Below are 23,056 nucleotides of genomic sequence, written 5' to 3' on the forward strand. Positions count from 1 at the left end.
ACCGTACGGTGCCGGAGCGTTCGGTGGCATCGGCGGGACGGGTGGACCGTACGGGTCGCAACCGCCGGCCGGTACGGGTGGTACGGGCGGTTCCGAGGACACGGGCCCGCTCACCACACGTCGTCATCGTCGTCGTCCAGCACCGGCGGCGCGTACGGCGGCGGTTTGACCGTGCCGTCCGAGGAACCCGCCACCGGCTGGGAAGCCGCCTTGACCGCGGCCGTAGACGCCCAGCGGATCGCCGCCGCGAGCTGCTTGGGGCTGTTCGCGTCCAGCGGTTGCAGCTCCGGATTCCCGAGGAACTCCTGCAGGACGGTGCGGTCGGCGTCCGCACCGATCGCGATGGCCACCCGTACGGCCTTGCGTCCCCACGGGGTCGCGTCGACCGCGCGCAGCCCCGCCTTCCAGTCGTCCGTCGGCACCCCGTCCGAGACCAGTGCCAGCACCGGCTTCAACGCCCGCTGCGGCATCGGAGGGGTGTCCAGCTCCCGGGCCACCAGCTGCAGGGCCTCGCCCAGATTGGTCATGCCGTCCACCTGGATGTCCTGCCAGGTGAAGTCCTCCACCGGCACCGGATCCTGGTGGTGCCAGCGGGCCGTCGTGGAGAACGTCACCGTGCGCAGTAGCAGTTGGGCCGCCGGATTGTCGTGCGCCACCGAGCGCATCTCCGGGATGGTCTCCCGGATCGCGTAGTTGAGCATGCCGATCTTCTCGCCCTGCATCGAGTACGAGCAGTCGAGCAGCCAGATGAAGTGGACGGGCCGGTTCGCCATCGGCCCGCCGGGGATGTCACTCACCGCTAATCTCCTTCAACTCCCGAGCCATTGCGGTACGTACCGCACGAACGCCGCCGCCCCGGCGGCTGCGGTCATCACGACCGCCATCACGAACATGACCAGCATCAGTAGCCGGCCCCGCGCAATCTGCGGTGTCACCATGGGGTGTTGTTCCCTTCCAGGACCCTAGCCTTCGTCCCGTTCCACGTCACAGGCTTGATCGATCCCGTGCCGTCCGGTCGGACCGCCGCCGCGGCCGGGGCAGCCGCGGCAGCCGGGGCAGCCGCGGCAGCCGGGGCAGCCGCGGCAGCCGGGGCAGCCGCGGCAGCCGGGGCTCCTGCACGCCGGCCGCCGGACCGCCGATCCGCAGCCCGGTCCGGGACAGCAGCCACAGCACCGGCTCCGCCGCCCGCCGTTGCTCGGACAGGAGCGCACCCGCACCGGTCGCGGCGTGCGCGCTGACCGCCCAGTAGCGGGCTGCCGCGAAGTCGTGGCCCAGGGCGCGGACCAGCTCGCCCAGCCCGATCTCGGCCAGCCAGGCCTCGACCGGACCCTCGGGCCCCGGCAGTGAGCCCAGCCGGTCCAGGACGTCCCGCTTGGTCACCACCGCCGCCACCCCCAGGCGCCGCCGCCGGCCGCCCAGGCCCTGGAGTTCTCCGGTGAACCTCGCGTACGTCTCCACCGGTCCGAGGTCGGCGGGCCGGGCGGCCGTCGCCAGCCCCCCGTCCCCCTCGCGCAGCGAGCGCCGTACGACGGGCGAGGCCAGGACGTCGGCGACCAGCAGGACCCCGTCGGCGTGCGCGAGGTACTCCTGGCGGCGGACGGTCTCCGCGTCGCGCAGGGACTCGCCCATCGGGTCGTACAGGTACAGCAGCCGCTGCCGCCGGAGCGGGCCGTGCCCGCGCCCCACGAGCAGCATCAGTGCCCGGGGCTGACCCCCTTGGGTCTTCAGGGCCCATCCCGTCGCCTCCACCTGCCGGCTCAACGTGTTGGCCTCGCGCCGGTCGGCGGGGGAGGCGAACTCGACGGTGAGTCGGGAATCGTGCGACCAGGACCGCAGCCCGTCGAGAACGGCCGCCATCAGCATGGTCTTCCCGGCGGAGGTGCCCCCGATCAGCGGCAGGTGCACCACCCGGGTGGTGCCCACGGCCGGCGGCAGCACCTGGTCGCAGTGTGGGCAGCGGGCGGCGAGCCCACGCCGCCCGGTCAGGGCGGTGGTGGGCAGCGCCCGCCCGCAGCGGCAGACGTGCCGCAGCGCCCCGTACCGGCCGGGCCGCAGCTCGCGGTGGACGGCCCCGCAGCCCGGACAGACGTGCACAGCCAGGGGGAACGGCCGGTAGCAGCCGGGGTACGGGCACTTCATGCGGATGCCGCGGGCCAGCTTCCACGAGCGCTCCGCGCCCCGCGCGGCCAGCACCCCGGCCACCGCGACGGCGCCGACCAGCAGTAGCTGGGCGGAGAACGCCAGCGCGACGCCGATCAGCAGGGCGCAGGACAGCAGCGCGGACAACAGCGCGGCCAGGGCCGTCGCCGGTGCGAGCAGCCGCAGCAGGAACCGCCCGACCACGTGCTCGGCGCGGTCCCCGGTCGAGCCGTTCCGGCCCCGCAACAGCCGGTGGCGGACGATCTCGTCGAGCCAGTGGTGCACCAGCAGGTACCACACGGTCCACGCCGCGGCCCGGCCCCCGGCCGCCGCGTCGATCCACATCTGGCGTGCCCAGTAGGCGGGTTGGGCCGGTTCGGTGCCCGCGTACGGGGTGATCCGCGGATCGGGGGTTCCGGGGGTGCGCGGCCGGAAGGCGGTTGCGGCGGACCGCAGCGCCAACGCCAGGAACCGCCACAGCCCGTAGCCGAGGCAGACGGCCACCCCGACCACGACGGTGGCCCATCCGAGGACCTGCGCGATGAATGGGAGGTTCACGGCCGCCACCCGTCCTCTGCCGCGCCGCCGGGGGCGACGGGCCCGCCGGGCCCGCCCCGCAGCGGCGGGGTGCCGGGCGCGGCCTTGGAGCCGCGGCGGCCGGTCCCGCCGAAGCGGTCCCGCAACCGTCCGAAGGCGCCGGGCCGCTGCCAGCCGCGGAAGTCCTGGGCCCAACGGCCGCCGAGATGGGCCAGGGCTTCTTCGAGCGCCGTGAGCTCCGCCGCCGGCAGGCCCCGTACGACCGGGCGCAGCACGCCGTCGAGCAGGTCGGTGCGGGCCTCCTGCCAGGCCGGGCCCGCCTGCGGCTGGGAGGACCAGGTGGCGAAGCACATCGCCGCGTAGCGGGGGTCGAGCCTGAGCCGGTCCGTCACCCGGGGTTCGCGGGCGGCCCGGCGGTACGCGGCGAGCAGCTCGGCGTCGTTGCTCTCGATCAGGGCCCGCAGTTCGCTCTCGGGCCGGTCCTCGGCGAGCAGCCGCGCCGCCACCGCCGCGTAGGCATGCTCCCGCGCCGTCGGCGTCGGGTCCAGGCTCCGCAGGTCCAGGGTCTGGCGGACCCAGCCGGGGCCCGTCTCCCGGGCCCCGAGGTTCCGCGCCAGCTCCAGCAGGAGCAGCGAGGGCCGTAGCCCGGCGGGGATCTCCTCGGCGAACCGGCGCAGCAGTTCGGGTGCCAGCTCCTGCGCGTACCGCTCCTCGACCGGGGCGCGGACCGCCGCCTGCACGAGCAGTTCCCAGGTACCCGCCTCACGGTGGGCCCGGTCGCCCAGCGCGGACAGGGCCAGCCAGGCTTCGCCCGCCGTCGGCGGGCTCTCGTCCCACACGAGCCGCATCGCCGTGCGCAGCACCAGCGGTTCCGCTTCCAGCGGGGCACCGGAGCGCTCCACGAGGTCGGTCAGCGCCCGCACCCGGTCCGCGGACGCCGTGGGCGGCTGCGCGCACATCCGCAGGTGCGGCAGCGCCTCGGTCCCGGTCAACCGCAGCGAGGTGCGGGCGAACAGCCGGGCCCCCGCGGCCGGATCGCCCGCCGCGAGCGAGTCCAGCCGTTCGAGCACCGGGACCCGCAGCTCCGGCAGGCCCGCCAACGCGTCCCGTACCGCCTCCCCGTAAGCCCGCTCCGGGTCGGTGATCAGGGCGAGGGCCAACTGCCGTGCCACGTCCGGCAGGAGGTCGCGGGCGTCCACCCCGAGGTCCGCGGCGACCCGCAACAGGGCGACCCGGTCGCCCGGTTCGCGGGCCGGGTCGCACAACGCCGCCCGCAGTTCCGGCTCCAGCTCCGTCGCGAGCCGGTACCGAGAGGCCTCGCCCAGCATTCCGGCGGGTGGGGCGGTGCCACCCGCGCGGACGGTCCGGGTCAGGGCCAGCGCCACCAGCGGTTCGGTCACGGCCGGGGGCGCCCAGCCGGCCAGGGCCGTGAGCAGCCGCCCACACGCGGCGGCTTCCTCGGGCCCCCGGTCCACGGCCGGCCGGCCCAGCGCCGCGGCCAGCGCGTGCAGCCGTCCGTCGTCCAGCGCCTTGCGGTGCCCGGCGACCCAGTCGGCGGCGGCGGTCCGGCCCGCCGAGTCCAGGCCGACGCCGGCGGCGAGGGCGAGTGCGGCCAGCGGGCCCGCCTCGTACGGCCCGTACGGCTCGCCGGGTAGTTGGCGGACGTCCGCGAACAGCTCCTGGCGCTGTGCCTGCCAGATCAGCGCGGCGGTCTGCGCCCACACGTCGCGGGCCGCTTCGGGAGCCGCCGCGCGGGTGGCGTCGTACACCCGGTAGCGGTGCTCTTGCCCGGCCAGGCCCAGGCCGTCCTCCGGGACCACGCCGATGATCTGCTGCCGGGCGAGCTGTGGCCGGCGGGTGTACGTGGTGAAGGTGAGCCACTGCCCGCGCCGGTGCGGTAGCACGCTGCACGCCAGCATGATCCACCAGGCCACGGCCTCGCTGTCCTGCTCCACCAGCACGAGCTGCGGGGCGGCCGGGTCCTCGGCGAGCCGGCGCACATCGGCGAAGAACCCGGCGAGCCAGCGCCCCCGGGCGGTCACGAAGGCGGCCAGCGCCCCGAGGTCGAGGGGGCCGGGGGCGGGCACCGACGCCAGCGGCGGCACGGGCGCCCCGGCCGGCGGGGAATCGGCGGCCCACTGCGGGGAGCCCCAGGAGGTGATGGGCAGCGGCCACTCGACGGGCCGGTCCGCGCCGGCGGGCTGCGGCAGATGGACGGCGTGGGCGTGGAAATTGCCCCAGCGTCCGCTGTAGTCGGCGCCCGTGTACACGGAACGGGCCAGCAGCCGACTGCCGTCGGCGAGCACGTTCAGGCTCAGGGCCTGCGGGAAGGCTCCCAGTTGTTCCCGGCTGGGGCGGGGCGGTGCGTCCCGCGGCGGCTCGTACCCGATCAGCTGCTCGGCCTCGCGCAGCAGCGAGGCGGGCACCCCGGGGCTGACGGCGGTGAACCGGAAGCCCGAGCCGTCGGGACCGGGCGGCGCAGACGTGTAGTGCAGTTGGGCGAGGTTCACGCCGCTCCTCCCGAGGCGTCCGGCCGGCCCGCAGTCCCAGCCGTCGCAGCCGTCGGGCCCGCCGCGGCCGGCGACCCCGTGCGCCGGCCCGCGCCACCGGTCCCGGTGCGCGGCAGCAGCCCGTCCAGTCCCAGCAGCCACAGGAGCGGGTCCTCGACCCGCAGCGGCTGCGGCCCCGACTTCGGGGCGTCGGCGGGAGCGTGCGCGGGCGGCGGGGACCCGAGGGCCGACAGCCCGAACAGCGACAGCTGCGCGAAGTCCCGCTCCAGCTGGCGCAGCAGCGCCCCCGAGTCCCAGCCGTCGAGCAACCCCCGCATCTCCTCGTGCACCGCGAGCCGGTCCTCGTCGTCCACCGCGCCCCCCGCGTGGTCGGCGTTGCGACGCAGCGGGGAGTGCGGCCCCACCAGTGAGAACAGTGAGTCCGTCTTGGTCACCGCTACCGCCACGGGCGTGGTGACCCGGCCGCGCGAGGTGCCCCGGCCGTGGGCCCGCAGCTGCGCCGCCAGGTCCGCCGCGATCTGCTGCGGCGGGGTCTCGACGGTGGGCAGCGGCAGGCCCGCGTCCACCGGCAGCTGGTCCCGTACGGCCCGCATCTGGAGCGGGTCCACCAGCAGGATGATCCCGTCAGCCGCGGCCAGGTAGTGCGTGTAGCGGTCCATGGCCTCGGCGCTGCCCAGGTCCTCGCCCGCAGCGTCGAAGAACACCAGCGCGGTGTGTCGGCTGCCGTCCCCGCGCAGCCTGCGGCGCAGCGGCAGGCTCAGCCGGTACAGCAGCGGGTCGTTGAAGCCGAGCGCCGCGGGCCTCGTGGCCTCCGGTAGCCGCAGCCGGTCGTACAGGTCCTCGGCCATCTCGCGGTCCCGGCGCTGGGTCTCGCCGCCCATCGCGGTGAGGGACGCCCCGTAGGCCCGGCCCACCCGGTTGCGCAGCTCGTTGACCAGCACCGAGACGTACGTGCTCTTGCCGGACGCCTTGGGGCCCAGCAGGGCGATGATCCGGGTGTCCTGGTCGGTGTAGTCGCTCGGGAAGTCGCTGTGGCAGCGCAGACAGACCCGGATCGGCGTGGACACGCCACAGTGCGGGCAGTCCGCCCGCGTGCCCCCGCCCAGTCTGCTGCCGAGTCCGCGCGGGGCGGTGAAGACCGGGCCGCGCATCCGCAGCGCGGGCGGCACGCTCGGTCCCACGAACTCCGCCCATATTTCGTCGAGTTCCGCCGTACAGGGGGCGCCGCCGCGCACTCCGGTGGCGGACATCTGGCAGCGGAACGGCAGCCGGGCGGCGGACGAACGGTCGAAGCAGTAGGGGCAGACGACGGAGGTCATGTCAGCGGACCACCAGGGAGGTGAGGGAGGGCTCGTCGAGCCTGACGGAGGCGGCACGGCCGCCGAGGAGGAAACCGCGCACGGCGTACGGGCCGCCGGGCGCGCGGGGGACGATCTCGCGCTCGACGGTCCCCGAGGCCGCGAGCTCGGCGCCGGTCACCCGGCACAACTCGGTCCCGTCGGCGGGCCGGTGGGGCCGGGCGGTACCGCCCGCTCCCGCGACGAGGACGAAATCGGGCAGCCCGGCGCCGGGGTCGCCGCCCGGCGCGAGCAGGGTCACCCGCAGTACGGAGGGGCCGCGCCGCAGCATCCGCCGGGGACCGGGCAGGACCCGGTAGGCGATGGCGACGTCGGCCGGGAGCGCGACCCGCTGCGCCTCGCGTGGGACGGCCACGGTCGCGAAGGCGCTGCGCGGGGCCGCGTGGGCCGTGACCGAGGCGGCGCCGGGGCCGACCGGCAGCTCCAGCCCCTCGCGCAGGAAAACCGCCCGGACGGCGAGGTGTTCGGTGCGTTCGCCGCCGTCCTGCGGGGTGACCGCGACCGTGACCCGGCCGGTGTCGGCCGGCCAGTCGAAGCTGACCCGGGCCCGGCCGTCGGTGGTCCGCCGGACCGTGAGCCCGGTGACCGGCTCCGGTGCCTCGACCGTTGCGCCCGGTCCGGCCAGTGCCCGCTCGCCCAGGACGGCCACGGCGCTGATGGTGGCCAGCGTGCCCGGCGGCGGCTGCGCGATCCCGGTCGCGTCCACCCACGGCAGCGCCGGCGGCAGCTCTGCGGCCGACAGCTCGGCGCCCTCCTCGGGGGCCGGGCCCGGCCATTGGACGAGCCGTACCTCGGCCCCTGCGGCCCCCGTCCAGTGCAGCTCCAGCCCGCCCGCGTCCCGGGTGGCCGCGGCGAGGGTGAGCACCGGGGCGGGCCAGGGGTGCACGGTGACCGGTAACGCGGCGCCGGCGGAGAGGACGGGGTCCCCGCCGCCCTCGGGCCGGTAGCGGCACCGCACCCGCAGCACGTACCCGCCCGGCTCCAGCCCTTCGGCCCGTACGGAGTCCCGGGCGCCGGGCAGCGGCGGCGCGAGGGGCACCGGGCGGCTCCCGGGTCCGGTCAGCGTCACATCGACCCCGACCGCGCCGGCGGGCCGCACCCAGGAGGCCTCGATCCGGGCCCGGCCGTCGGCCACCGACAACTCCGTCACCTCGGGGGCCACCAGCAGCGGGGCGCTGATCAGCGGCGGCCCGGCCGGGCCTGCCCCCGCGTGCGGGAAGGCCACGTAGCGGACCTCGCGTCCCAGCGGTGCCCGGAGGTCCGTCAAGGTGCCCCCGCCCAGCCCGCCGCCCAGCTCCCCGTGCACGTGCGGGAGCGGTGTGGTGAGCGGCTCGCGCCGGGTCAGCCGGACCACCCACCAGGTCCCGTCCGGGTCGGCGCCGCGCGGGCGGCGCAGCGCGACCCCGCCCGGTACGGGGGCCGCCTCCAGCGGGCCGGGGTCCTCCTCGCCCGGTCGGTGGGTGCGGACCAGACCCCGTACCGCGCGCGGGCAGTCCCGGGCCAGTCGGGCCGCCTGCCCGTACCTGGCGGCAGCCGCCTCCAGATCCTCCCGGTCCTCGTGCTCCCGCGCCTCGTCGAGCAGGGCGTCGGCGGCCCGTACCCGCTCGGCCAGCCCGGCGAGCCGCCCCGCCAGCAGCGGGTCCCCGCCGGCCGCCGGCAGTGCGGCGGCGCACCGGGCAGCCGCGCGCACCCGGCCGCCCAGCCATGCGTCCTCCAGGCCCTCGGCGGCGGAGCGCTGGGCCGGATCCAGCCGGACCCGCCCGGCGGCGGCATGCACCAGGGCCGCCGCCTCGTCGGGGTCGACGCCGAGTCCGGCGGCCGTGTCCGGCAGCTCTCCCCGGGGGTGGTCGTGGAGCAGGTGCACCAGTTGGTAGAGCAGGATCCGGCGCAGCGCGGCCTGATCGTGCGTCTGGACTTCGACCAGCCGATCGAGCAGGGCGGTGGCCTCGACCTCGGTCCGGGAGGCCCGCAACGCCCGGAGCGCCTCGACGCCCACGTGGCGGCGCCGGCCGGGCCCCTCGACGGCGAAGACCCCGTCGAGTACCCGCAGGCGCCGGCCGGCCGGAACCAGTAGCTCGCCCAAGTGTCGTAAACCCAGGGCCTGTTGCGCGCACACGAGTTCCCCGTACCGTTCCACCAGCGGAGCGACGGGCAGGCCGGACAGCGCACGGGTCCGCCCGAGGGCATGCCCGAACTCGGTCCCCGCCATCAGCTCTGTGTCCCCCGTGCAGTGTGTTCGGAGGTCATTTCAGCAGATGCGCGGCCCGTTCGGGAGGTCTTTCCGTTCTCCAGCTGTACGGCACAGTGTCACGAATTGATCTCCAGCCGGTACCCGGGGACCGCTGTCCTTGGGTCGCCCCTCGACACCCCCCTCACCCGCAGAGGTCGTCTCCCCATGGCTGAACTCAACCGTCGCAGGTTCCTACAGATCGCCGGCGCCAGTGCCGCTGCCACGATGCTGAACGAGAGCATCGCGAGGGCAGCCGCGATTCCGGCGCAGGGCACCACCGGCACCATCCAGGACATCGAGCACATCGTGGTCCTCATGCAGGAGAACCGTTCCTTCGACCAGTACTTCGGCGCGATGAAGGGCGTCCGCGGTTTCGGTGACCCGCGGCCGGTCCTCCAGGACAACGGGAAGTCCGTCTTCTACCAGTCCAACGGGTTGAAGGACATCCTCCCCTTCAACCCCCAGGTCAACGACCTGGGCATGCAGTTCGTCGAGGGCCTGAACCACGACTGGGCCGGCGGCCACCAGGCGTACAACAACGGCAAGTACGACAAGTGGGTACCGGCCAAGACGGCCACCACCATGGCGTACATGACCCGGAACGACATCCCGTTCCACTACGCGCTCGCCGACGCCTTCACGGTCTGCGACGCCTACCACTGCTCCTTCATCGGCGCGACCGACCCGAACCGCTACTACATGTGGTCGGGCTACACCGGCAACGACGGCGTCGGCGGCGGTCCGGTCCTCGGCAACCAGGAGGCGGGCTACGGCTGGAAGACCTACCCGGAGCGCCTGGAAGCGGCGGGAGTCTCCTGGAAGGTCTACCAGGACATCGGCGACGGGCTGAACGCGGCCGGCTCCTGGGGCTGGATCAGCGACGCCTTCCGCGGCAACTACGGCGACAATTCCCTCCTGTACTTCAATTCCTACCGCAACGCCCAGCCGGGCAGCGCGCTGTACGAGAAGGCCCGTACGGGCACCAACGTCAAGGCGGGCGACGGGTACTTCGACGGGCTGCGCGCGGACGTGGTGAACGGCACGCTGCCCCAGGTCTCCTGGATAACCGCCCCCGAGGCCTTCAGCGAACACCCGAACTGGCCGGTCAACTTCGGCGCCTGGTACATCTCGCAGGTCCTGGACGCGCTGACCGCGAACCCCGCGGTATGGGCGAAGACGGCGCTCTTCCTCACCTACGACGAGAACGACGGCTTCTTCGACCACGTCGTTCCGCCGTACCCGCCGGCCTCTTCGGCGTGGGGCCTGTCCACCGCCGACGTCTCCAAGGACCTGTACGCCGGGGGCGCCGGCTACGCAGCCGGCCCGTACGGACTCGGCCCGCGCGTGCCGATGATCGTGGTCTCCCCTTGGAGCAAGGGCGGCTACGTCTGCTCCGAGACCTTCGACCACACCTCGGTGATCCGCTTCATGGAGAAGCGCTTCGGCGTGCAGGAGCCCAACATCTCGCCGTGGCGCCGTGCGGTCTGCGGTGACCTGACCTCCGCCTTCGACTTCACCCGTGCCGATGCGACGCCGGCGTCCCTGCCCTCCACCGCGGGCTACGTCCCGCCGGACCACAACGCGCACCCGTCCTACCACCCGGTCCCGCCGGCGACGGGCAGCCTGCCCAAGCAGGAGGCGGGCGCGAAGCCGACACGCGCGCTGGGCTACGTCCCGTACGTGGACGGCAAGGCCACCGTCTCCACCGGCAAGTTCACCCTGACGTTCGCCTCCGGCCCCTCCCTCGGCGCCCACTTCCACAGCACCTCGGGCAACCGTACGGACGGCCCCTGGCCCTACACGGTCGAAGCGGGCAAGACCCTCTCGGACACGTGGAGCACCAGCAGCTCGACGGGCAACCAGATCAACCTCACGGTCTGGGGTCCGAACGGTTTCCTGCGCACGTGGAAGGGCCCGGCGAAGAAGGCCGGCCCGGAGGTCACGGCCCGCCACGACACCGCCACCGGCAACCTCAAGCTGACGCTGGTCAACTCCGGCGCGTCCGCGGTCAACCTGACGGTGACCAACGCCTACGGGGGTGCGGCCCAGACCCTGCGGGTCGCGGCGGGTGGTACGGCCTCGTACACGGCGGACCTGTGCGCGACGGGCCGCTGGTACGACGTCAAGGTGGTCTCCGACGCGGACGCGACCTTCCTGCGCCGTTTCGCGGGGCACGTGGAAACGGGCGCCCCCGGCGTCTCCGACCCGGCGATCAAGACGGTCTGACGCGGTCGTCCGGCGCGCGCAGCCGCCGCTCCAGGACCGTGAGGACGGTGGGGCGGTGGCTGCGCGCGGTGTGACGGTGGGTGCGCTGGGCAGAACGTACGGCGTCCGTCTCCGCCACCACGTCACCGAGGGAGAACGCATGGCCATCGCCCACCGCAGGATCGGCACCGGTCCCGTCCGCGTCATCGTGCTGCACGACTGGTTCGGCACGTCCGCCAACTGGGGCTCCGTACTGGACTACTTCGACCCCGAGGGGTTCTCGTACGTCTTCCTCGACTACCGCGGCTACGGCGACCGCCGGGACGTCGCCGGCCGCTACTGCCTTCCCGAGATCGCCGACGACGTCCTCGCCCTCGCCGACGAGATCGGCTGGGACACCTTCTCCCTCATGGGCCATTCCATGGGTGGCAAGGCGATGCAGCAGGTCCTGGTCCGGGCCCCCGAGCGGATCGAGAAGCTGATCGGGATCAACCCGGTGCCGGCCGCCCCGTACGAGATGGACGATGCGACCCGCACCCTCTTCTACGGCGCCGCCGACAGCGCGGAGAAGCGGCGCACGATCCTCGACCTCGTCACCGGCCACCGTGCGAGCCGCCACTGGCTCGACCGGATGGTCGCGCACTCCCTGGAGGCCTCCCGCCCGGAGGCCTTCGCCGCGTACCTCGCGAGCTGGCAGCCGCTGGACCTGTCCGCCGCGGTGAAGGGGAGTACCGTCCCGGTGCTGGTCCTCGTCGGGGACTACGACCTCGCCCTCACCCCCGAGGTCATGCGGGCCATCTGGCAGGTCGCGTACCCCGACTGCCGCGTCCACACCGTCCCCGGCGCCGGCCACTACCCGCCGCACGAGAGCCCGGTCGCCCTGGCCGCCGCGGTGGAGGGCTTCCTGCGCAGCTGAGCTGAGCTGAGCGGGGCGGGGGAAACGCCTGTGGGGGTACGAGGAAACCTCGTACCCCCACAGGGACCAACAGGGTGAGTGACGGGACTTGAACCCGCGGCCACCTGGACCACAACCAGGTGCTCTACCAACTGAGCTACACCCACCACGAAGGGCGGCGGACCACCCGTTCGTTGTGCATGCACAGCATAGCCGATCAGAGGGGTGGTCCTGCGACGGGTTATCGGGTGGCGGACCTCGTGGCGTGGGTCACGGCCGCCGTCGCGAGTGCCTTCACGACGGGGTGCGGGCGCGTGCCGTCCCCGGCGAGCTCCGGCTGGAAGAGGGTCGCCAGGAAGAAGGGGTGCCCCGGCAGCTCCGCGATCCGGACCTGCCCGTCCTCGTCGTGCCCGGACAGCCGCAGCCCGTGCGCGACGAGTGTCGGCAGGTGCCGGGGTGAGGGCCCGTAGTTGCAGTGGTAGCGCTCCGTCGACCGCTCGGCGCCGAGCACGGACTCGGCGAGCGAGCCGGGCTGGGCCCGGACGAGACCCTCGTGCCCGACGAGGGAACAGGCGAGCGGGGAGATCAGCAGGTCCTCGGCCCCGGGGTCGTTCTCGGCGTGTGCGACACCGGTCAGTCCGCAGACCGAGCGGGCGTACTCCAACAGCGCGTGCTGGAAGCCGCCGCAGGTCCCGAGGAACGGAATGCCCTCCTCCCGCGCCACCCGGACAGCGGCCAGTGCCCCGGCCTCGCTGGCGTACGGGCTGCCGGGTAGCACCCAGATCGCGTCGAAGCGGGCCAGGGCCCCGGAGGTGGCCTCGGCCTCGGCGTCGCCGGTGGGGATCCAGTACGCGTCCAGGACGAGCCCTTCGCGGGAGGCGAGGGCGTCGAAGAGGAGGGGGATCCGGGTGTGGGACTTCACGTGGGGGGAGCGGTCGCCGACGAGGGCGATCCGAGCGATCTGTGTGGTGGTCATGTGGATCATCCTGCGATCCGATCCCACTTCAGCGCCAACGATTGTTCCTGAATGATCGATCAGTAAATCTGATGACATGCTGCGGAGTGTGACCCGTCAGTGCTTCAGAGCGGCCTTCGTGGCCACGATGACCAGGCCGAGGACGAGGTTGACGGCGCCCTCGGTGACCATCAGGCCCCGGGAAGCACCGGCCTTCGCCGCGCCGACGCACGCCCAGGTGACCTGCTGGACCACGGCGACGGCCATGGCCAGCCAGGCCGTCCCCACCATGTCCACTCCGAGGAGACCGCCGAGGATCACAGCGGCGGCGGGCAGGGCGGCGGCCTCGACGATCGACCACTCGTGCAGGGCGACCGCGCGCACCTCGTGGCGGCGCAAGGGCTCGCCGACCAGCCGTTCCCCCGCGAGCCGGGCGTACACGTGGGTGGCCCAGAACACCAGCCCGGTGACGAGCAGGAGGAGCACGAGGTTCAGCCGCGGGTACGGGTCGGAGACGCCGGCCGTGGCCACCACCGAAGCGGCGAGGAGAGAGCCGTACACGGCACCGGCGTAGTCGGTCCGGGACGCCCGGCGGGGGCCGGCGTCGCCCTCGGACGGCACAGTGGGGGAGGTCACCTTGTGCACGATAGGGCGCCAGGACCCGGCCGGACCCGGGCACGCCGAGCGCTGCCTCCAACATCCGACCGGCGGACATCCGACCGGCGGACATCCGGGCAGCCGACATGCGCGCGGCGGGCACCCGGGCAGCCGGCGACACGGTGGCCCCGCCCGGCATCGGCCCCCGGGGGCCGGTGCCACCCTGGTGCCATGGATCCGCACCTGCTCCGCACCTTCGTCGCCGTCGCCCGGCTCGCGTCCTTCTCCGCCGCCGCCCGCGAGCTCGGCTACACCCAGTCCGCCGTGTCCCAGCACATCGCCGCGCTGGAGGGCGACCTGCACACCGAGCTCCTGACCCGGCGGCCCGTGGAGCCGACCCGGGCCGGGGAGAGGCTGCTGGAGCATGCGGGCCCGCTGCTGCTGCGCCTCGACGCGGCCCGGGCCGACGTGCTGCGGCTGGCCGCCGCGCCGCCCGGGCGGGTCGCCCTCGCCGTGTCCCCGCTCTCCGTCGGGCCCCGGCTGCTCGCCGCGCTGCCCGCCACCGGGGTCGCGCTGCGGGTGCTCGCGCCCGCCGACGTGCCGGCCGCCGTGGCCACCGGGGGCTGCGACCTCGGGCTGGTCGACGGCCTCGCCGCGCCCAGCGACCCACTGCGGCTGCCCGACGTGGCCCCGCTCACCGTCACCGGCGTCGGGGAGGAGCAACTGGCCGTACTGCTCCCGGCCGGGCACCCCTTCGCGGGCCGGCCCTCGCTGCGGTTGGACGACCTCGCCGACGCCCGTTGGATCGACGCCCCCAGCACGGTGCCGGCACCCGCCGACGTCCGCACCGGCCCTTCCCTGCGCTACGACGGCACCGACATGCACGCCTTGTGCGCCCTCGCCGCCGCCGGGCACGGCCTGGTCCTGCTGCCGCGGCGCGCGGCCGAAGCCGCCGGGGCGGGGGTCGCCGTACCGGTGTCCGGTACCCGCCTGGTCCACCGTACGGAGCTCCTCGCTCCCAGCTCCCCGTCGCCCGCGGCCGCCGCCCTCGCGGCCCGGCTCACGACAGCCGGGTAACCACTCGCGCCCGGCCCGACGCGGCGGCAGGATCGCCCCATGGACCTCGAACCCGATCCGTTCACCCCCGCCGACTACGCCGCACGGATGGCCGCCGCCGCACAGGCTGCCGCCGATGCCGGGCTGGCCGGACTGCTCATCGCCCCCGGGCCCGACCTCGCCCATCTCACCGGCTACCGGCCCGTCGACACGGAGCGGCTGACCCTGCTCGTGCTCGCGGCCGGGCAGGACCCCGTCCTGGTCGTGCCCGCCCTGGAGGCCCCCGATGCGGCCGGGGCCTCCGGGGCACCCGCGCTGACCCTGCACGACTGGGCCGACGGCAAGAACCCGTACGGCGTCACCGCACCGCTCCTCGACGCCCGGGGCCGCTACGGGGTCAGCGACAACACCTGGGCGCTGCACCTGCTCGGCCTGCAGCGGGAGTTGCCCGCCACCTCGTACGCCCCGCTCACGGACGTGCTGCCGACCCTCCGGGCCGTCAAGGACCAACGGGAGCTGGAACGCCTCGCGGCGGCCGGCGCGGCTGCCGACGCCGCGTACGCGCAGATCCTGGGGGTCCGCTTCGCCGGGCGGCGGGAGGCCGACATCGCCGCCGACCTTGCCGCCCTGCTGCGCGAACACGGGCACTCCCAGGTGGACTTCACGGTCGTCGGCTCCGGCCCCAACGGGGCCAACCCGCACCACGAGGCGGGAGAGCGGATCATCGAGCACGGCGACATGGTGGTCCTCGACTTCGGCGGCCTCAAGTACGGCTACGGCTCCGACATCTCCCGCACCGTGCACGTCGGCGAACCGACCGCCGAGGAGCAGCGCGTCCACGACATCGTCCGCGAGGCCCAGCGGGCCGCCTCCGCCGCCGTCCGCCCGGGCATCGCCTGCCAGGAGGTGGACCGGGTGGCCCGCGCGGTGATCACCGAGTTCGGCTACGGCGACCGGTTCATCCACCGCACGGGCCACGGCATCGGCGTGACCACCCACGAGCCCCCGTACATGGTCGAGGGCGAGGAACAGCCGCTGGTGCCCGGCATGTGCTTCTCCGTGGAGCCCGGCATCTACCTGGCCGGCCGCTTCGGGGTCCGCATCGAGGACATCGTGACGGTCACCGTGGACGGCGGACGCAGCCTCAACAACGCCCCGCGCGAGCTGGCCGTCGTGGAGTAGGACCCGGAACGCGCCCGCTTCACTCCCCGGCGATGACCAGGCGGTAGCCGTAGTCCACGCTCTCCTGCCCCAGCAGGTGGGCGTGGCGCCGAGCCCAGGCCCCGGAACGCAGGTCGGCGCGCAACCGCTCCATCGCCGGCTCCACGACGGAGGCCGGCAGTTGCGCGAACGTCGAGCTGGCCTGCCGTACCACGGGGTCGAGGTAGATCTCGGGGCGGCGCCAGTAGGCGATCTGGAAGCCGTCCGTGAAGTCGTGCGGAATGGGGAACGGCCGCACGGTGTGCGCGTCCAGCGCCTCGGCGACCTCCGCCACCGGCGTGAACCGGGAGGCGTCCAACTCCCGTATCTCCGGCAGGTACTCGTCCACCAGCCACAGTTCGGGGCGGTGCGTGGGATCCCACGTGAACACGGCCTGCCGGCGTGAGACCCGGCGCAGCTCGCCGAGCCCGCGGTGCAGATCCGGCCAGTGGTGCACGGTCAGGACGGCCATGGCGGCGTCGAAGGTGCCGTCCGCGAACGGCAGTTCCTCGGCTCCGGCCTTCACCTTCCGGGTGCCCGGATGCTGGTCGAGCATGACCTGGGACGGGTCGACGGCGGTGACCTCGGCATCCTGCGGCTCGTACGAACCGGCTCCGGCGCCGACGTTGACGACGGTGCGCGCGCCGACCAGCGCCTGCCGGATCAGCGCGCCCAGCCGGGGATCGGGCCGCCGTACCTGACTGTAGCCGATCCCGATTCGGTCGTACGCGGCCGTCGGTTCCTGTGCCTGTGCCTGTTCCATGGGTCGACTCCACCACTGCGGCCCGCCGTGATCCAGGGGTTACGCGGCGGGCCGAAAGCCGTCACGGCCCGAGCAGCACCGACGACTCGGCGGGGACGTGGAGGCGGCCGTCCGGGCCCGGGTGCTCGACGGGGTCCCAGGAGGCCAGGACCCTGACGCCGTTGCGGCCCAGGGCGATGGTCACCGGGGCGGGGGAGAGGTTCACGGCCACCCGTACGTCGCCCCGTCGGAAGGTCACCCACCGGCGCTCCTCGTCGTACGCCACCCGGACCGCGGCCAGGTCCGGGTCGCGCAGGTCCGGGTGGCTGCGCCGGAGCGCGATCAGGGTCCGGTACCAGGCGAGCAGCCGGTCGTGCGGGGCGCGCTCCGGCTCGACCCAGTCCAGGCAGGACCGGTCCCGGGTGGCAGGGTCCTGCGGGTCGGGGATCTCTTCGGCCTTCCAGCCGTGCGCGGCGAACTCCTTTCGCCGGCCGCTGCGTACCGCCTCGGCGAGCGTCGGATCGGGATGGTCGGTGAAGTACTGCCACGGGGTCCCCGCACCCCACTCCTCGCCCATGAACAGCATCGGTACGAACGGCCCGGTCAGGGCGAGGGTCGCCGCGCACGCCAGCAGCCCGGGGGAGAGCGAGGCGGCGAGCCGGTCGCCGAGGGCCCGGTTGCCGATCTGGTCGTGGGTCTGGGTGTAGCCGAGGAAGCGGTGCGCGGGCGTCCTGCGGCGGTCCACGGGGCGGCCGTGGCTGCGCCCGCGGAAGGAGGACCAGGTCCCGTCGTGGTAGAAGGCCCGGGTCAGGGTCTTGGCGAGGGCGGCCAGCGGCGCCCCGGCGAAGTCGGCGTAGTACGCCTGGGACTCGCCGGTCAGCGCGCAGTGCAGGGCGTGATGGAAGTCGTCGTTCCACTGGGCGTGCAGGCCCAGGCCCCCGGCGCGGCGCGGGGTCGTGGTGCGCGGGTCGCAGCGGTCGGACTCGGCGATCAGGAACAGCGGGCGCCCGCTCTCGGCGGCGAGCTCGTCCACGGCCGCGGACAGCTCCTCCAGGAAGGTGAGCGCCCGTCCGTCGGCGAGCGCGTGCACGGCGTCCAGACGCAGCCCGTCGATCCGGTAGTCGCGCAGCCAGGCGAGGGCGCTGCCGAGGAGGTACGCGCGCACCTCGTCGGAACCGGGCGCGTCCAGGTTGACCGCTGCGCCCCAGGGGGTGTGGTGGGTGTCCGTGAAGTACGGGCCGAAGGCCGGGAGGTGGTTGCCGGAGGGGCCCAGGTGGTTGTGGACCACGTCCAGCACGACCCCGAGGCCGGCCGCGTGGGCCGCGTCCACGAACCGGGCGAGCCCGGCCGGCCCGCCGTACGGCTCGTGCACCGCCCAGGGCGCGACCCCGTCGTACCCCCACCCGTGCCGACCGGGGAAGGGACAGACCGGCATCAGCTCCACGTGGGTGACGCCGAGCGCGGTGAGGTGCCCGAGGCGGGCGACGGCCGCGTCGAAGGTGCCTTCGGGCGTGAAGGTGCCGATGTGCAGTTCGTAGAGGACGGCGTCCTGGAGCGGGGTGCCGGGCGACGGCGCCTGCGGGGCGAGGACTTCTAGGTCCACCACCGCCGAGAGGCCGTCGGGACCGTCGGGCAGCCGCCGCCCGCGCGGGTCGGGCCGTACGTGCCCCGAACCGGGATCGGCGCCCAACAGGAAGCCGTACCGGTCCCCGTCGGAGGCCGGGGCCTGGACGACCCACCAACCGTCCCGGTCCGGATCGCGGGCCATCTCGTACGTCGCGTCGCGGAGTCGCAGCGCGACCCGGCCTGTCAGCGGTGCCCACACCTCGAACTGCACGGGACGGTCCCCTCGTCTGCGGCGGTACCCGGAACGTGTCTCGGCCCCATCATCGCCAGATGCCCGGGGCAGTTCTGGACACTCCGGCCCTGACGGGCCGACAATCACCCTGTGACGTCGAGTTTCGAGTTCCCCGCCTTCCCGGTACCGCGCCTTTCCGACGCGGAGCGCGACCGGGCGCTGTCGCAGCTCCGCGAGGGTGCGGCCCTCGGAAGGCTGTCCCACGACACCTTCCTGCGGCGCATGGAACTCGCCCTCGTCGCCCGCAGTGCCGAGGACCTGGTGGTGCTCACGGCCGACCTGGATAACCGCGGCGGCGGTGAAGGGGCGTGGACCCGTCGGGTGTTCGCCTGGGTGGGCCGCGCCTCGGCCGTGACCGTCGGCGTTCGGCGGGCCTGGGCCGCCGAGCGACTGCCCAAACTGCTGCTGCCGCACCCGAGCGCGCGGGCCCTGCGGATCGGCCGCGACCCCGGCAACGGGCTGCGCCTCACGGACGAGACCGTCTCCCGGGTCCACGCCGAGCTGGGCCTGCGCAACGGGGTGTGGGTGCTCACGGACCTCGGCTCCTCCAACGGCACCACGGTCAACGGGCGCCGGGTGACCAGCTCAGTGGCGGTCCGGGACGGGGACCAGATCGGCTTCGGCCGCACGCTCTTCCGGCTGTCGGCGAGCTAGTGCTGCAAGGTCCCGCCGGTCCCGCCGGTCCGTGGCCTTCGCGCCTTCGGTACGCCCGGCACCACCCGTGCGCGGGCCGCCTCCACCCCGCGGAGACGGCACGCGGTCACCGCCTCCGCTACGCGCTGACCGTCCCGACCGCCATGAGCCGCTCGTAGACGACCAGGACGGTACGGGACTGGTGTTCCACCTGGGCGGCCACCGGGATGCGGCGGGCCTGGAACCGGGCCGCGAACTCCTCGCACCAGCCCGTGACCAGGCGGTCCAGATCCGGGGCCGCAGGGTGGTCCTGGGCGCGCAGAACCCGTAGCAGCATCGCGGCGGCGCGCAGCGACAGCCGCCGCCCGAAGGCGTCGATACTGCCGACGAAGGCCGCTGACGCCTCGGCGGGAGCCCCCGGGCCCGTCCACTCGGCGGTGATCCGGGGTATGAGGCCGAGCGTCCAGTCGACGGCGCGCAGCAACGCAGCCAGCTCCGGGTCCGGGCGGAGGCCCGGGCCGGGCCGGGCGGCGCTGCCGGGCCCGGCCGGTAGCGCGTCCCGCACCCGGGCCACGAGCGCGGCGTCCGCGGAGAGCCGCCCGGCCAGGAGCCGCAGGGCGCCGCGCGGGTCCGGGTGCGGGGCGGGGTCGTCCACCAGGTCCGAGGCCCACATGGGTACTTCGACGATGGCCGTGGTGCCGGCGTACCGGTGGGCGTGGTACCAGGTGCTGAGCCGGGTGTCCTCCGGGTGGAACGCCCCGGCGGTGCCGGACCCGGGCTGCGGCATCACGAAGATCCCGGGCCCGGGGGAGGGCCAGCCGGCCGCGTCCGAGGCTCCGGTCTCCACCGGGATGCGCAGCGCGGCGGCCGACGCGGCGAACGGGCCGGCCAGGCCCGGTACGTCCCGGGTGAGCTGCACCCAGGACCCGCCGAGATCAGTGCCGTGCAGGGAGACCTGGAGGACGGGTCGCAGTTCGTCGATGAGGGCGGTCAGGGTCAGCGTCTCGGGCGGCAGCCGGTCCGCAGGCAGTAAAGACGGCGCCCACTCGGGCTGCTCCGGACCGGGAGGTCGGAAGAAGCTCCGGTGGTAATCGAGGAGGGAGTGCGGGCGCGGTGTGCGGTGCAGGGCCGCCCCGTCCGGGTCGGCGCACAGCAGGAAGTGCCAGCCGCGGCCGGCCAGGGTCGAGGGGTCGTGGATGACGCGCCGGGCGAGGGCCAGTGCGGTGGCCCCGCCCACGGGTTCGTTGGCGTGGGCCCCGGCGACGACGAGCACGCCCGCTCCCCGCGGGCCGCCGCTGGGCTCGACGGAGAGCAGCCACAGGGGCCGCCCGCCCCGGGAGGTACCGGCCTGGCGGAGCCGGGCCGGGCCGGGGTGCTCGTCCACCAGCGCGCGGGCCGCCAGCGCGAGTTCGGACGGTGTGGGGTAGCACATGTCACGAAGGAGGGTCACGTCTGATGCAATGCCCGCGGTGCGCTCCCCCTACTGCTCCGCACGCCCCACACTTCCCGGAGACCCCTGGCCAACGCATTACCCCGACCGCCGTCCGACCGCCCCCGACGGCCCCCGACCGCCGTCCGGCACGGCACGGCGGTGGCCTTCGCCGCGCTATGCGTCCCCGGGCTCCCCGTCGCGCAGCAGGACGGCGACTGGCCGGGCGGAGAGCAGGTCGACCAGCCGTACGTCGCCCTCGTACCCGACGCCCCGGTCCAGGAGCGCGGTCCACCGCCCCGGGGGGAGGGTCAGGGTGGTGTCCCGCCAGCCGCCCGCCCCGGCCAGCCGGTGCGAGAGCCGGGTGACCGCCGCCACCAGGTCGGCCGAACGGGCGAAGGCCAAGCAGTGCTCCGCCGCCGGGCCCCGAGCGGTCAGGGGGACGTAGTCGGTGAAGAGTCCGGGCCGCTTCCGGCGCAACCGCAGGACGGCGGCGGTCAGGGCGAGCTTCTCCTGCGCGGGGTCCTGCGGCGCCGCACCCGCGTCCAGCCGGGCCAGGGTCCGCCGGGGGAACCGGGCCGGACGCCGGTTGTCCGGGTCGACCAGGGCCCGGTATTCCGTCTCGGCGCCCTGGTAGATCTCCGGGACCCCGGGCATCGCCAGGTGCAGTAGTGCCATGCCCAGCAGGTTCGCCCGGGCCGCCTCCGCGAGCTCCACCGGCTCGGGCAACTCGTGCGGGCCCGGCACGTACCCCGCGACCGAGGCCTCGTACACCGGGTCCTGGTCGGTCCAGGTGGTATGCAGGGCCGCCTCGCGGACGGCCTTGAGGAGCGCCTGTTCGAGGCGGTCGGCACGTTCGGGGGCCTCCCCGAGGCCCAGTGCCGTCTGCCACGAGACCCAGGCCAGTTGGGGATCGGCGCCCGCGGGCCGGCCCATCAGCTCCGGGGCCTGGGAGAGCGTCGCGATCCGGGCCCGCACGTCCGCACTGCGCTTGGTGTCGTGCGTGGACAGCACCGTCCCGGTGCCGGGCCAGTCCCGTTGCAGCGCGGTGCAGTACGCGTGGAACTCCTCGGGCGCCACCGCCGGCCGCCCCGGGTCCCCGCCGACCTCGGTCGCCGAGAGCAGCGGGGCGTACCGGTAGAAGGCCCGGTCCTCCAACGATTTGGCCCGCAGGGCCGCCGAGGTCTGGGCGAAGCGCGCCGCGAAGGCGGGATCGCGCAGTACGAGGTCCCGTACGCCGGCCACCGCGCCCGCCCCGGCCGGCGCGGCGGCGTCCGCCACGGCCTGCGGGTCGAGTTCGGGCGCCCCGGGATACGGCCGGTAGACCGGATAGGCGATCAGCAACTCCCTCACTCCGGGCGCGAGGTCCGGCCCGGCGGCCCGCTCCAGGGCCGCGAGTTCGGCGGCGAGGTCGCCGGTCAACACCTCCCGGGCGCAGGCCCGAGCCGTCTCCTGCCAGTTCGGGAACCCGGTGAACTCCTGGTAGGCGCGGGCCAGTTCGGTCGCGCCCGCGGGGTCGGTGAACACCCCGTCCACCCGGTGCAGCGCGTCGTACCCGGTGGTTCCCGCCACCGGCCAGCCGGCCGGCAACGGCTCCTCGCGGGCCAGGATCTTCTCCACCACCACCCAACAACCGTCGCCGACGGCCGCCCGCAGTCGCCGCAGGTACGCCTCCGGGTCCGCCAGGCCGTCCACGTGGTCGATCCGCAGGCCATCGACCACCCCGTCCCGCACCAGCTCCAGCACCTTCGCGTGCGTCGCCGCGAAGACTTCGGGCTCCTCCACCCGTACCCCGATGAGATCCGAAATGGTGAAGAAACGGCGGTAGTTGAGGTCCGTGCGGGCCAGGCGCCAGCCGGTCGGCCGGTACCACTGCGCGGCCAGTAGCTCGGGCAGTGGCAGCCCGGCCGTTCCCTCCCGCAGCGGGAACTCCTGTGGTCCGTGGCGCAGCACGCCAGAGTCCCCGTTCCCGTTCCCGTCGGTGTCGACCGTGAACGCCCCCGGGTCGAGGGGCTCGGGGAGGACGGGCAGCAGGACCTGGCCACCGCCCGCCTCCCAGTCGATGTCGAACCAGCGTGCGTAGGGCGATCCGGGACCCTCGCGCAGCACCTCCCACAGGGGGCGGTTCAGCCGCAGCGGGCAGGGCACCGCCATGTGGTTCGGCACGATGTCCAGGACCAGGCCGAGGCCGTGTCCGCGGGCCACCTCGGCCAGTGCGCGCAGCCCCGGCTCGCCGCCGAGCTCGGCCCGTACGCGGGAGTGGTCGGTGACGTCGTAGCCGTGCGTCGAACCGGGGACCGCCTCCAGTACCGGTGAGAGGTGCAGGTGCGACACGCCGAGCGAGGCGAGGTGGGGCACCGCCGCCCCGGCCGCTGCGAAGGGGAAGTCCGGGCCCAGTTGAAGGCGGTACGTGGACGACGGAACCGCGGTGGACGCCGGAGCGGCGGCCGTCGGACCATCGGATTCCGCTTGGATGCACGCGTGCGGCAGGCTCATGAGAACGTACGTACCCACCTTGCCGGATTCCGTGCCATTACCCCATGCATCCGGGTGACGGCGGCGCGCTGGTGCGGCTCCTTCCCCGCCGGACGGACGGACGGGCCTCGGACCCGTCCCGTCCCGGGCCGGATCGCCGGTTGCCGGGGGCGCCCGGGTCGCGGACCCTTCGGGAGGGCCGGCGACCGCCCCGGTCGCCGCGACCGCCGTCCCGCC

At 74.6% G+C, this 23,056-nt stretch carries 18 protein-coding genes and 1 tRNA gene; 5 read left to right on the forward strand and 14 right to left on the reverse strand.

What is annotated here, in order from left to right; translation table 11 throughout:
* Positions 1 to 110: 110 nt before the first annotated feature.
* From ABZZ20_RS06810 to ABZZ20_RS06835, 6 genes are read right to left on the reverse strand one after another with little or no spacing between them, the layout of a single operon-like run.
* Positions 111 to 773 (reverse strand): tellurium resistance protein, encoded by a 663-nt coding sequence (locus ABZZ20_RS06810; protein WP_356867974.1) that lies wholly within the window; start codon positions 771 to 773, stop codon positions 111 to 113.
* Positions 774 to 809: 36 nt separating this feature from the next.
* Positions 810 to 938 (reverse strand): hypothetical protein, encoded by a 129-nt coding sequence (locus tag ABZZ20_RS06815; protein WP_356867527.1) that lies wholly within the window; start codon positions 936 to 938, stop codon positions 810 to 812.
* A 46-nt stretch (positions 939 to 984) separates the two neighbouring features.
* A complete protein-coding gene (locus ABZZ20_RS06820) occupies positions 985 to 2,697 on the reverse strand; it encodes a hypothetical protein (protein WP_356867529.1) in 1,713 nt (570 codons plus the stop codon).
* Positions 2,694 to 5,186 carry a GTPase-associated protein 1-related protein gene (locus ABZZ20_RS06825; RefSeq protein ID WP_356867531.1) on the reverse strand — a complete coding sequence of 831 codons (2,493 nt, stop codon included), beginning with the start codon at positions 5,184 to 5,186 and terminating at the stop codon, positions 2,694 to 2,696. The genes ABZZ20_RS06820 and ABZZ20_RS06825 overlap by 4 nt, the downstream gene beginning before the upstream one ends.
* Entirely contained in the window at positions 5,183 to 6,505 is a 1,323-nt protein-coding gene (locus ABZZ20_RS06830) for a hypothetical protein (protein WP_356867533.1), read from the reverse strand. Before ABZZ20_RS06830 ends, ABZZ20_RS06825 begins: the two co-directional genes overlap by 4 nt.
* Position 6,506: 1 nt before the next feature.
* Positions 6,507 to 8,753, reverse strand: a complete 2,247-nt coding sequence (locus ABZZ20_RS06835) for a hypothetical protein (protein WP_356867535.1) — start codon at positions 8,751 to 8,753, stop codon at positions 6,507 to 6,509.
* A gap of 186 nt (positions 8,754 to 8,939) precedes the next feature.
* Here ABZZ20_RS06835 and ABZZ20_RS06840 point away from each other — a divergent pair, with 186 nt between their 5' ends.
* On the forward strand, positions 8,940 to 11,000 hold the full coding sequence (locus tag ABZZ20_RS06840; RefSeq protein ID WP_356867537.1) for a phosphocholine-specific phospholipase C: 2,061 nt from the start codon (positions 8,940 to 8,942) through the stop codon (positions 10,998 to 11,000).
* On the opposite strand, the gene ABZZ20_RS06845 is transcribed toward ABZZ20_RS06840, so the two are convergent.
* The gene (locus tag ABZZ20_RS06845; RefSeq protein WP_356867539.1) at positions 10,987 to 11,154 is read right to left on the reverse strand and encodes a hypothetical protein; all 168 of its coding nucleotides are present in this window, start codon (positions 11,152 to 11,154) and stop codon (positions 10,987 to 10,989) included. The two genes, ABZZ20_RS06840 and ABZZ20_RS06845, sit on opposite strands and share 14 nt — an antisense overlap.
* Here ABZZ20_RS06845 and ABZZ20_RS06850 point away from each other — a divergent pair.
* The gene (locus tag ABZZ20_RS06850; protein ID WP_356867541.1) at positions 11,140 to 11,895 is read left to right on the forward strand and encodes an alpha/beta hydrolase; all 756 of its coding nucleotides are present in this window, start codon (positions 11,140 to 11,142) and stop codon (positions 11,893 to 11,895) included. The two genes, ABZZ20_RS06845 and ABZZ20_RS06850, sit on opposite strands and share 15 nt — an antisense overlap.
* Positions 11,896 to 11,968: 73 nt before the next feature.
* Here the strand turns inward: ABZZ20_RS06850 and ABZZ20_RS06855 are convergent.
* The 3 genes from ABZZ20_RS06855 to ABZZ20_RS06865 form a co-directional block, all read right to left on the reverse strand.
* Positions 11,969 to 12,041: transfer RNA gene (locus tag ABZZ20_RS06855), tRNA-His, on the reverse strand.
* A gap of 74 nt (positions 12,042 to 12,115) precedes the next feature.
* Positions 12,116 to 12,850 (reverse strand): hypothetical protein, encoded by a 735-nt coding sequence (locus ABZZ20_RS06860; protein ID WP_356867543.1) that lies wholly within the window; start codon positions 12,848 to 12,850, stop codon positions 12,116 to 12,118.
* A gap of 96 nt (positions 12,851 to 12,946) precedes the next feature.
* Positions 12,947 to 13,465, reverse strand: coding sequence for a hypothetical protein (locus ABZZ20_RS06865; protein WP_356867545.1), 519 nt, complete (start codon positions 13,463 to 13,465; stop codon positions 12,947 to 12,949).
* 192 nt (positions 13,466 to 13,657) lie between these two features.
* On the opposite strand from ABZZ20_RS06865, the gene ABZZ20_RS06870 reads away from it, so the two are divergent.
* Positions 13,658 to 14,503, forward strand: coding sequence for a LysR family transcriptional regulator (locus ABZZ20_RS06870; RefSeq protein ID WP_356867547.1), 846 nt, complete (start codon positions 13,658 to 13,660; stop codon positions 14,501 to 14,503).
* A gap of 39 nt (positions 14,504 to 14,542) precedes the next feature.
* Entirely contained in the window at positions 14,543 to 15,664 is a 1,122-nt protein-coding gene (locus ABZZ20_RS06875) for a M24 family metallopeptidase (RefSeq protein WP_356867549.1), read from the forward strand.
* A gap of 19 nt (positions 15,665 to 15,683) precedes the next feature.
* On the opposite strand, the gene ABZZ20_RS06880 is transcribed toward ABZZ20_RS06875, so the two are convergent.
* On the reverse strand, positions 15,684 to 16,445 hold the full coding sequence (locus ABZZ20_RS06880) for a methyltransferase domain-containing protein (RefSeq protein WP_356867551.1): 762 nt from the start codon (positions 16,443 to 16,445) through the stop codon (positions 15,684 to 15,686).
* A gap of 61 nt (positions 16,446 to 16,506) precedes the next feature.
* On the reverse strand, positions 16,507 to 18,249 hold the full coding sequence (gene treZ / locus ABZZ20_RS06885; protein WP_356867976.1) for a malto-oligosyltrehalose trehalohydrolase: 1,743 nt from the start codon (positions 18,247 to 18,249) through the stop codon (positions 16,507 to 16,509).
* A 123-nt stretch (positions 18,250 to 18,372) separates the two neighbouring features.
* Between treZ and ABZZ20_RS06890 the strand changes: the two genes are divergently transcribed.
* Positions 18,373 to 18,936 (forward strand): DUF1707 and FHA domain-containing protein, encoded by a 564-nt coding sequence (locus ABZZ20_RS06890; RefSeq protein ID WP_356867553.1) that lies wholly within the window; start codon positions 18,373 to 18,375, stop codon positions 18,934 to 18,936.
* 118 nt (positions 18,937 to 19,054) lie between these two features.
* Here the strand turns inward: ABZZ20_RS06890 and ABZZ20_RS06895 are convergent, their stop codons facing one another.
* Both ABZZ20_RS06895 and treY read right to left on the reverse strand, forming a co-directional pair.
* Entirely contained in the window at positions 19,055 to 20,365 is a 1,311-nt protein-coding gene (locus tag ABZZ20_RS06895; RefSeq protein WP_356867555.1) for a M14 family zinc carboxypeptidase, read from the reverse strand.
* A gap of 156 nt (positions 20,366 to 20,521) precedes the next feature.
* The gene (gene treY, locus ABZZ20_RS06900; protein ID WP_356867557.1) at positions 20,522 to 22,840 is read right to left on the reverse strand and encodes a malto-oligosyltrehalose synthase; all 2,319 of its coding nucleotides are present in this window, start codon (positions 22,838 to 22,840) and stop codon (positions 20,522 to 20,524) included.
* Between the last annotated feature and the right edge of the window lie 216 nt (positions 22,841 to 23,056).

The sequence above is a fragment of the Streptomyces sp. NPDC006430 genome (assembly GCF_040612395.1).
Classification (GTDB): Bacteria; Actinomycetota; Actinomycetes; order Streptomycetales; family Streptomycetaceae; genus Streptomyces.

Coding starts and splice junctions, on each gene's coding strand:
- ABZZ20_RS06880 (WP_356867551.1), bottom strand. CDS start 16,445: ATGGAACAGGCACAGGCACAGGAACCGACGGCCGCGTACGACCGAATC.
- ABZZ20_RS06875 (WP_356867549.1), top strand. CDS start 14,543: ATGGACCTCGAACCCGATCCGTTCACCCCCGCCGACTACGCCGCACGG.
- ABZZ20_RS06840 (WP_356867537.1), top strand. CDS start 8,940: ATGGCTGAACTCAACCGTCGCAGGTTCCTACAGATCGCCGGCGCCAGT.
- ABZZ20_RS06870 (WP_356867547.1), top strand. CDS start 13,658: ATGGATCCGCACCTGCTCCGCACCTTCGTCGCCGTCGCCCGGCTCGCG.
- ABZZ20_RS06850 (WP_356867541.1), top strand. CDS start 11,140: ATGGCCATCGCCCACCGCAGGATCGGCACCGGTCCCGTCCGCGTCATC.
- ABZZ20_RS06835 (WP_356867535.1), bottom strand. CDS start 8,753: ATGGCGGGGACCGAGTTCGGGCATGCCCTCGGGCGGACCCGTGCGCTG.
- treY (WP_356867557.1), bottom strand. CDS start 22,840: ATGAGCCTGCCGCACGCGTGCATCCAAGCGGAATCCGATGGTCCGACG.
- ABZZ20_RS06860 (WP_356867543.1), bottom strand. CDS start 12,850: ATGACCACCACACAGATCGCTCGGATCGCCCTCGTCGGCGACCGCTCC.
- ABZZ20_RS06815 (WP_356867527.1), bottom strand. CDS start 938: ATGGTGACACCGCAGATTGCGCGGGGCCGGCTACTGATGCTGGTCATG.
- ABZZ20_RS06830 (WP_356867533.1), bottom strand. CDS start 6,505: ATGACCTCCGTCGTCTGCCCCTACTGCTTCGACCGTTCGTCCGCCGCC.
- ABZZ20_RS06810 (WP_356867974.1), bottom strand. CDS start 773: ATGGCGAACCGGCCCGTCCACTTCATCTGGCTGCTCGACTGCTCGTAC.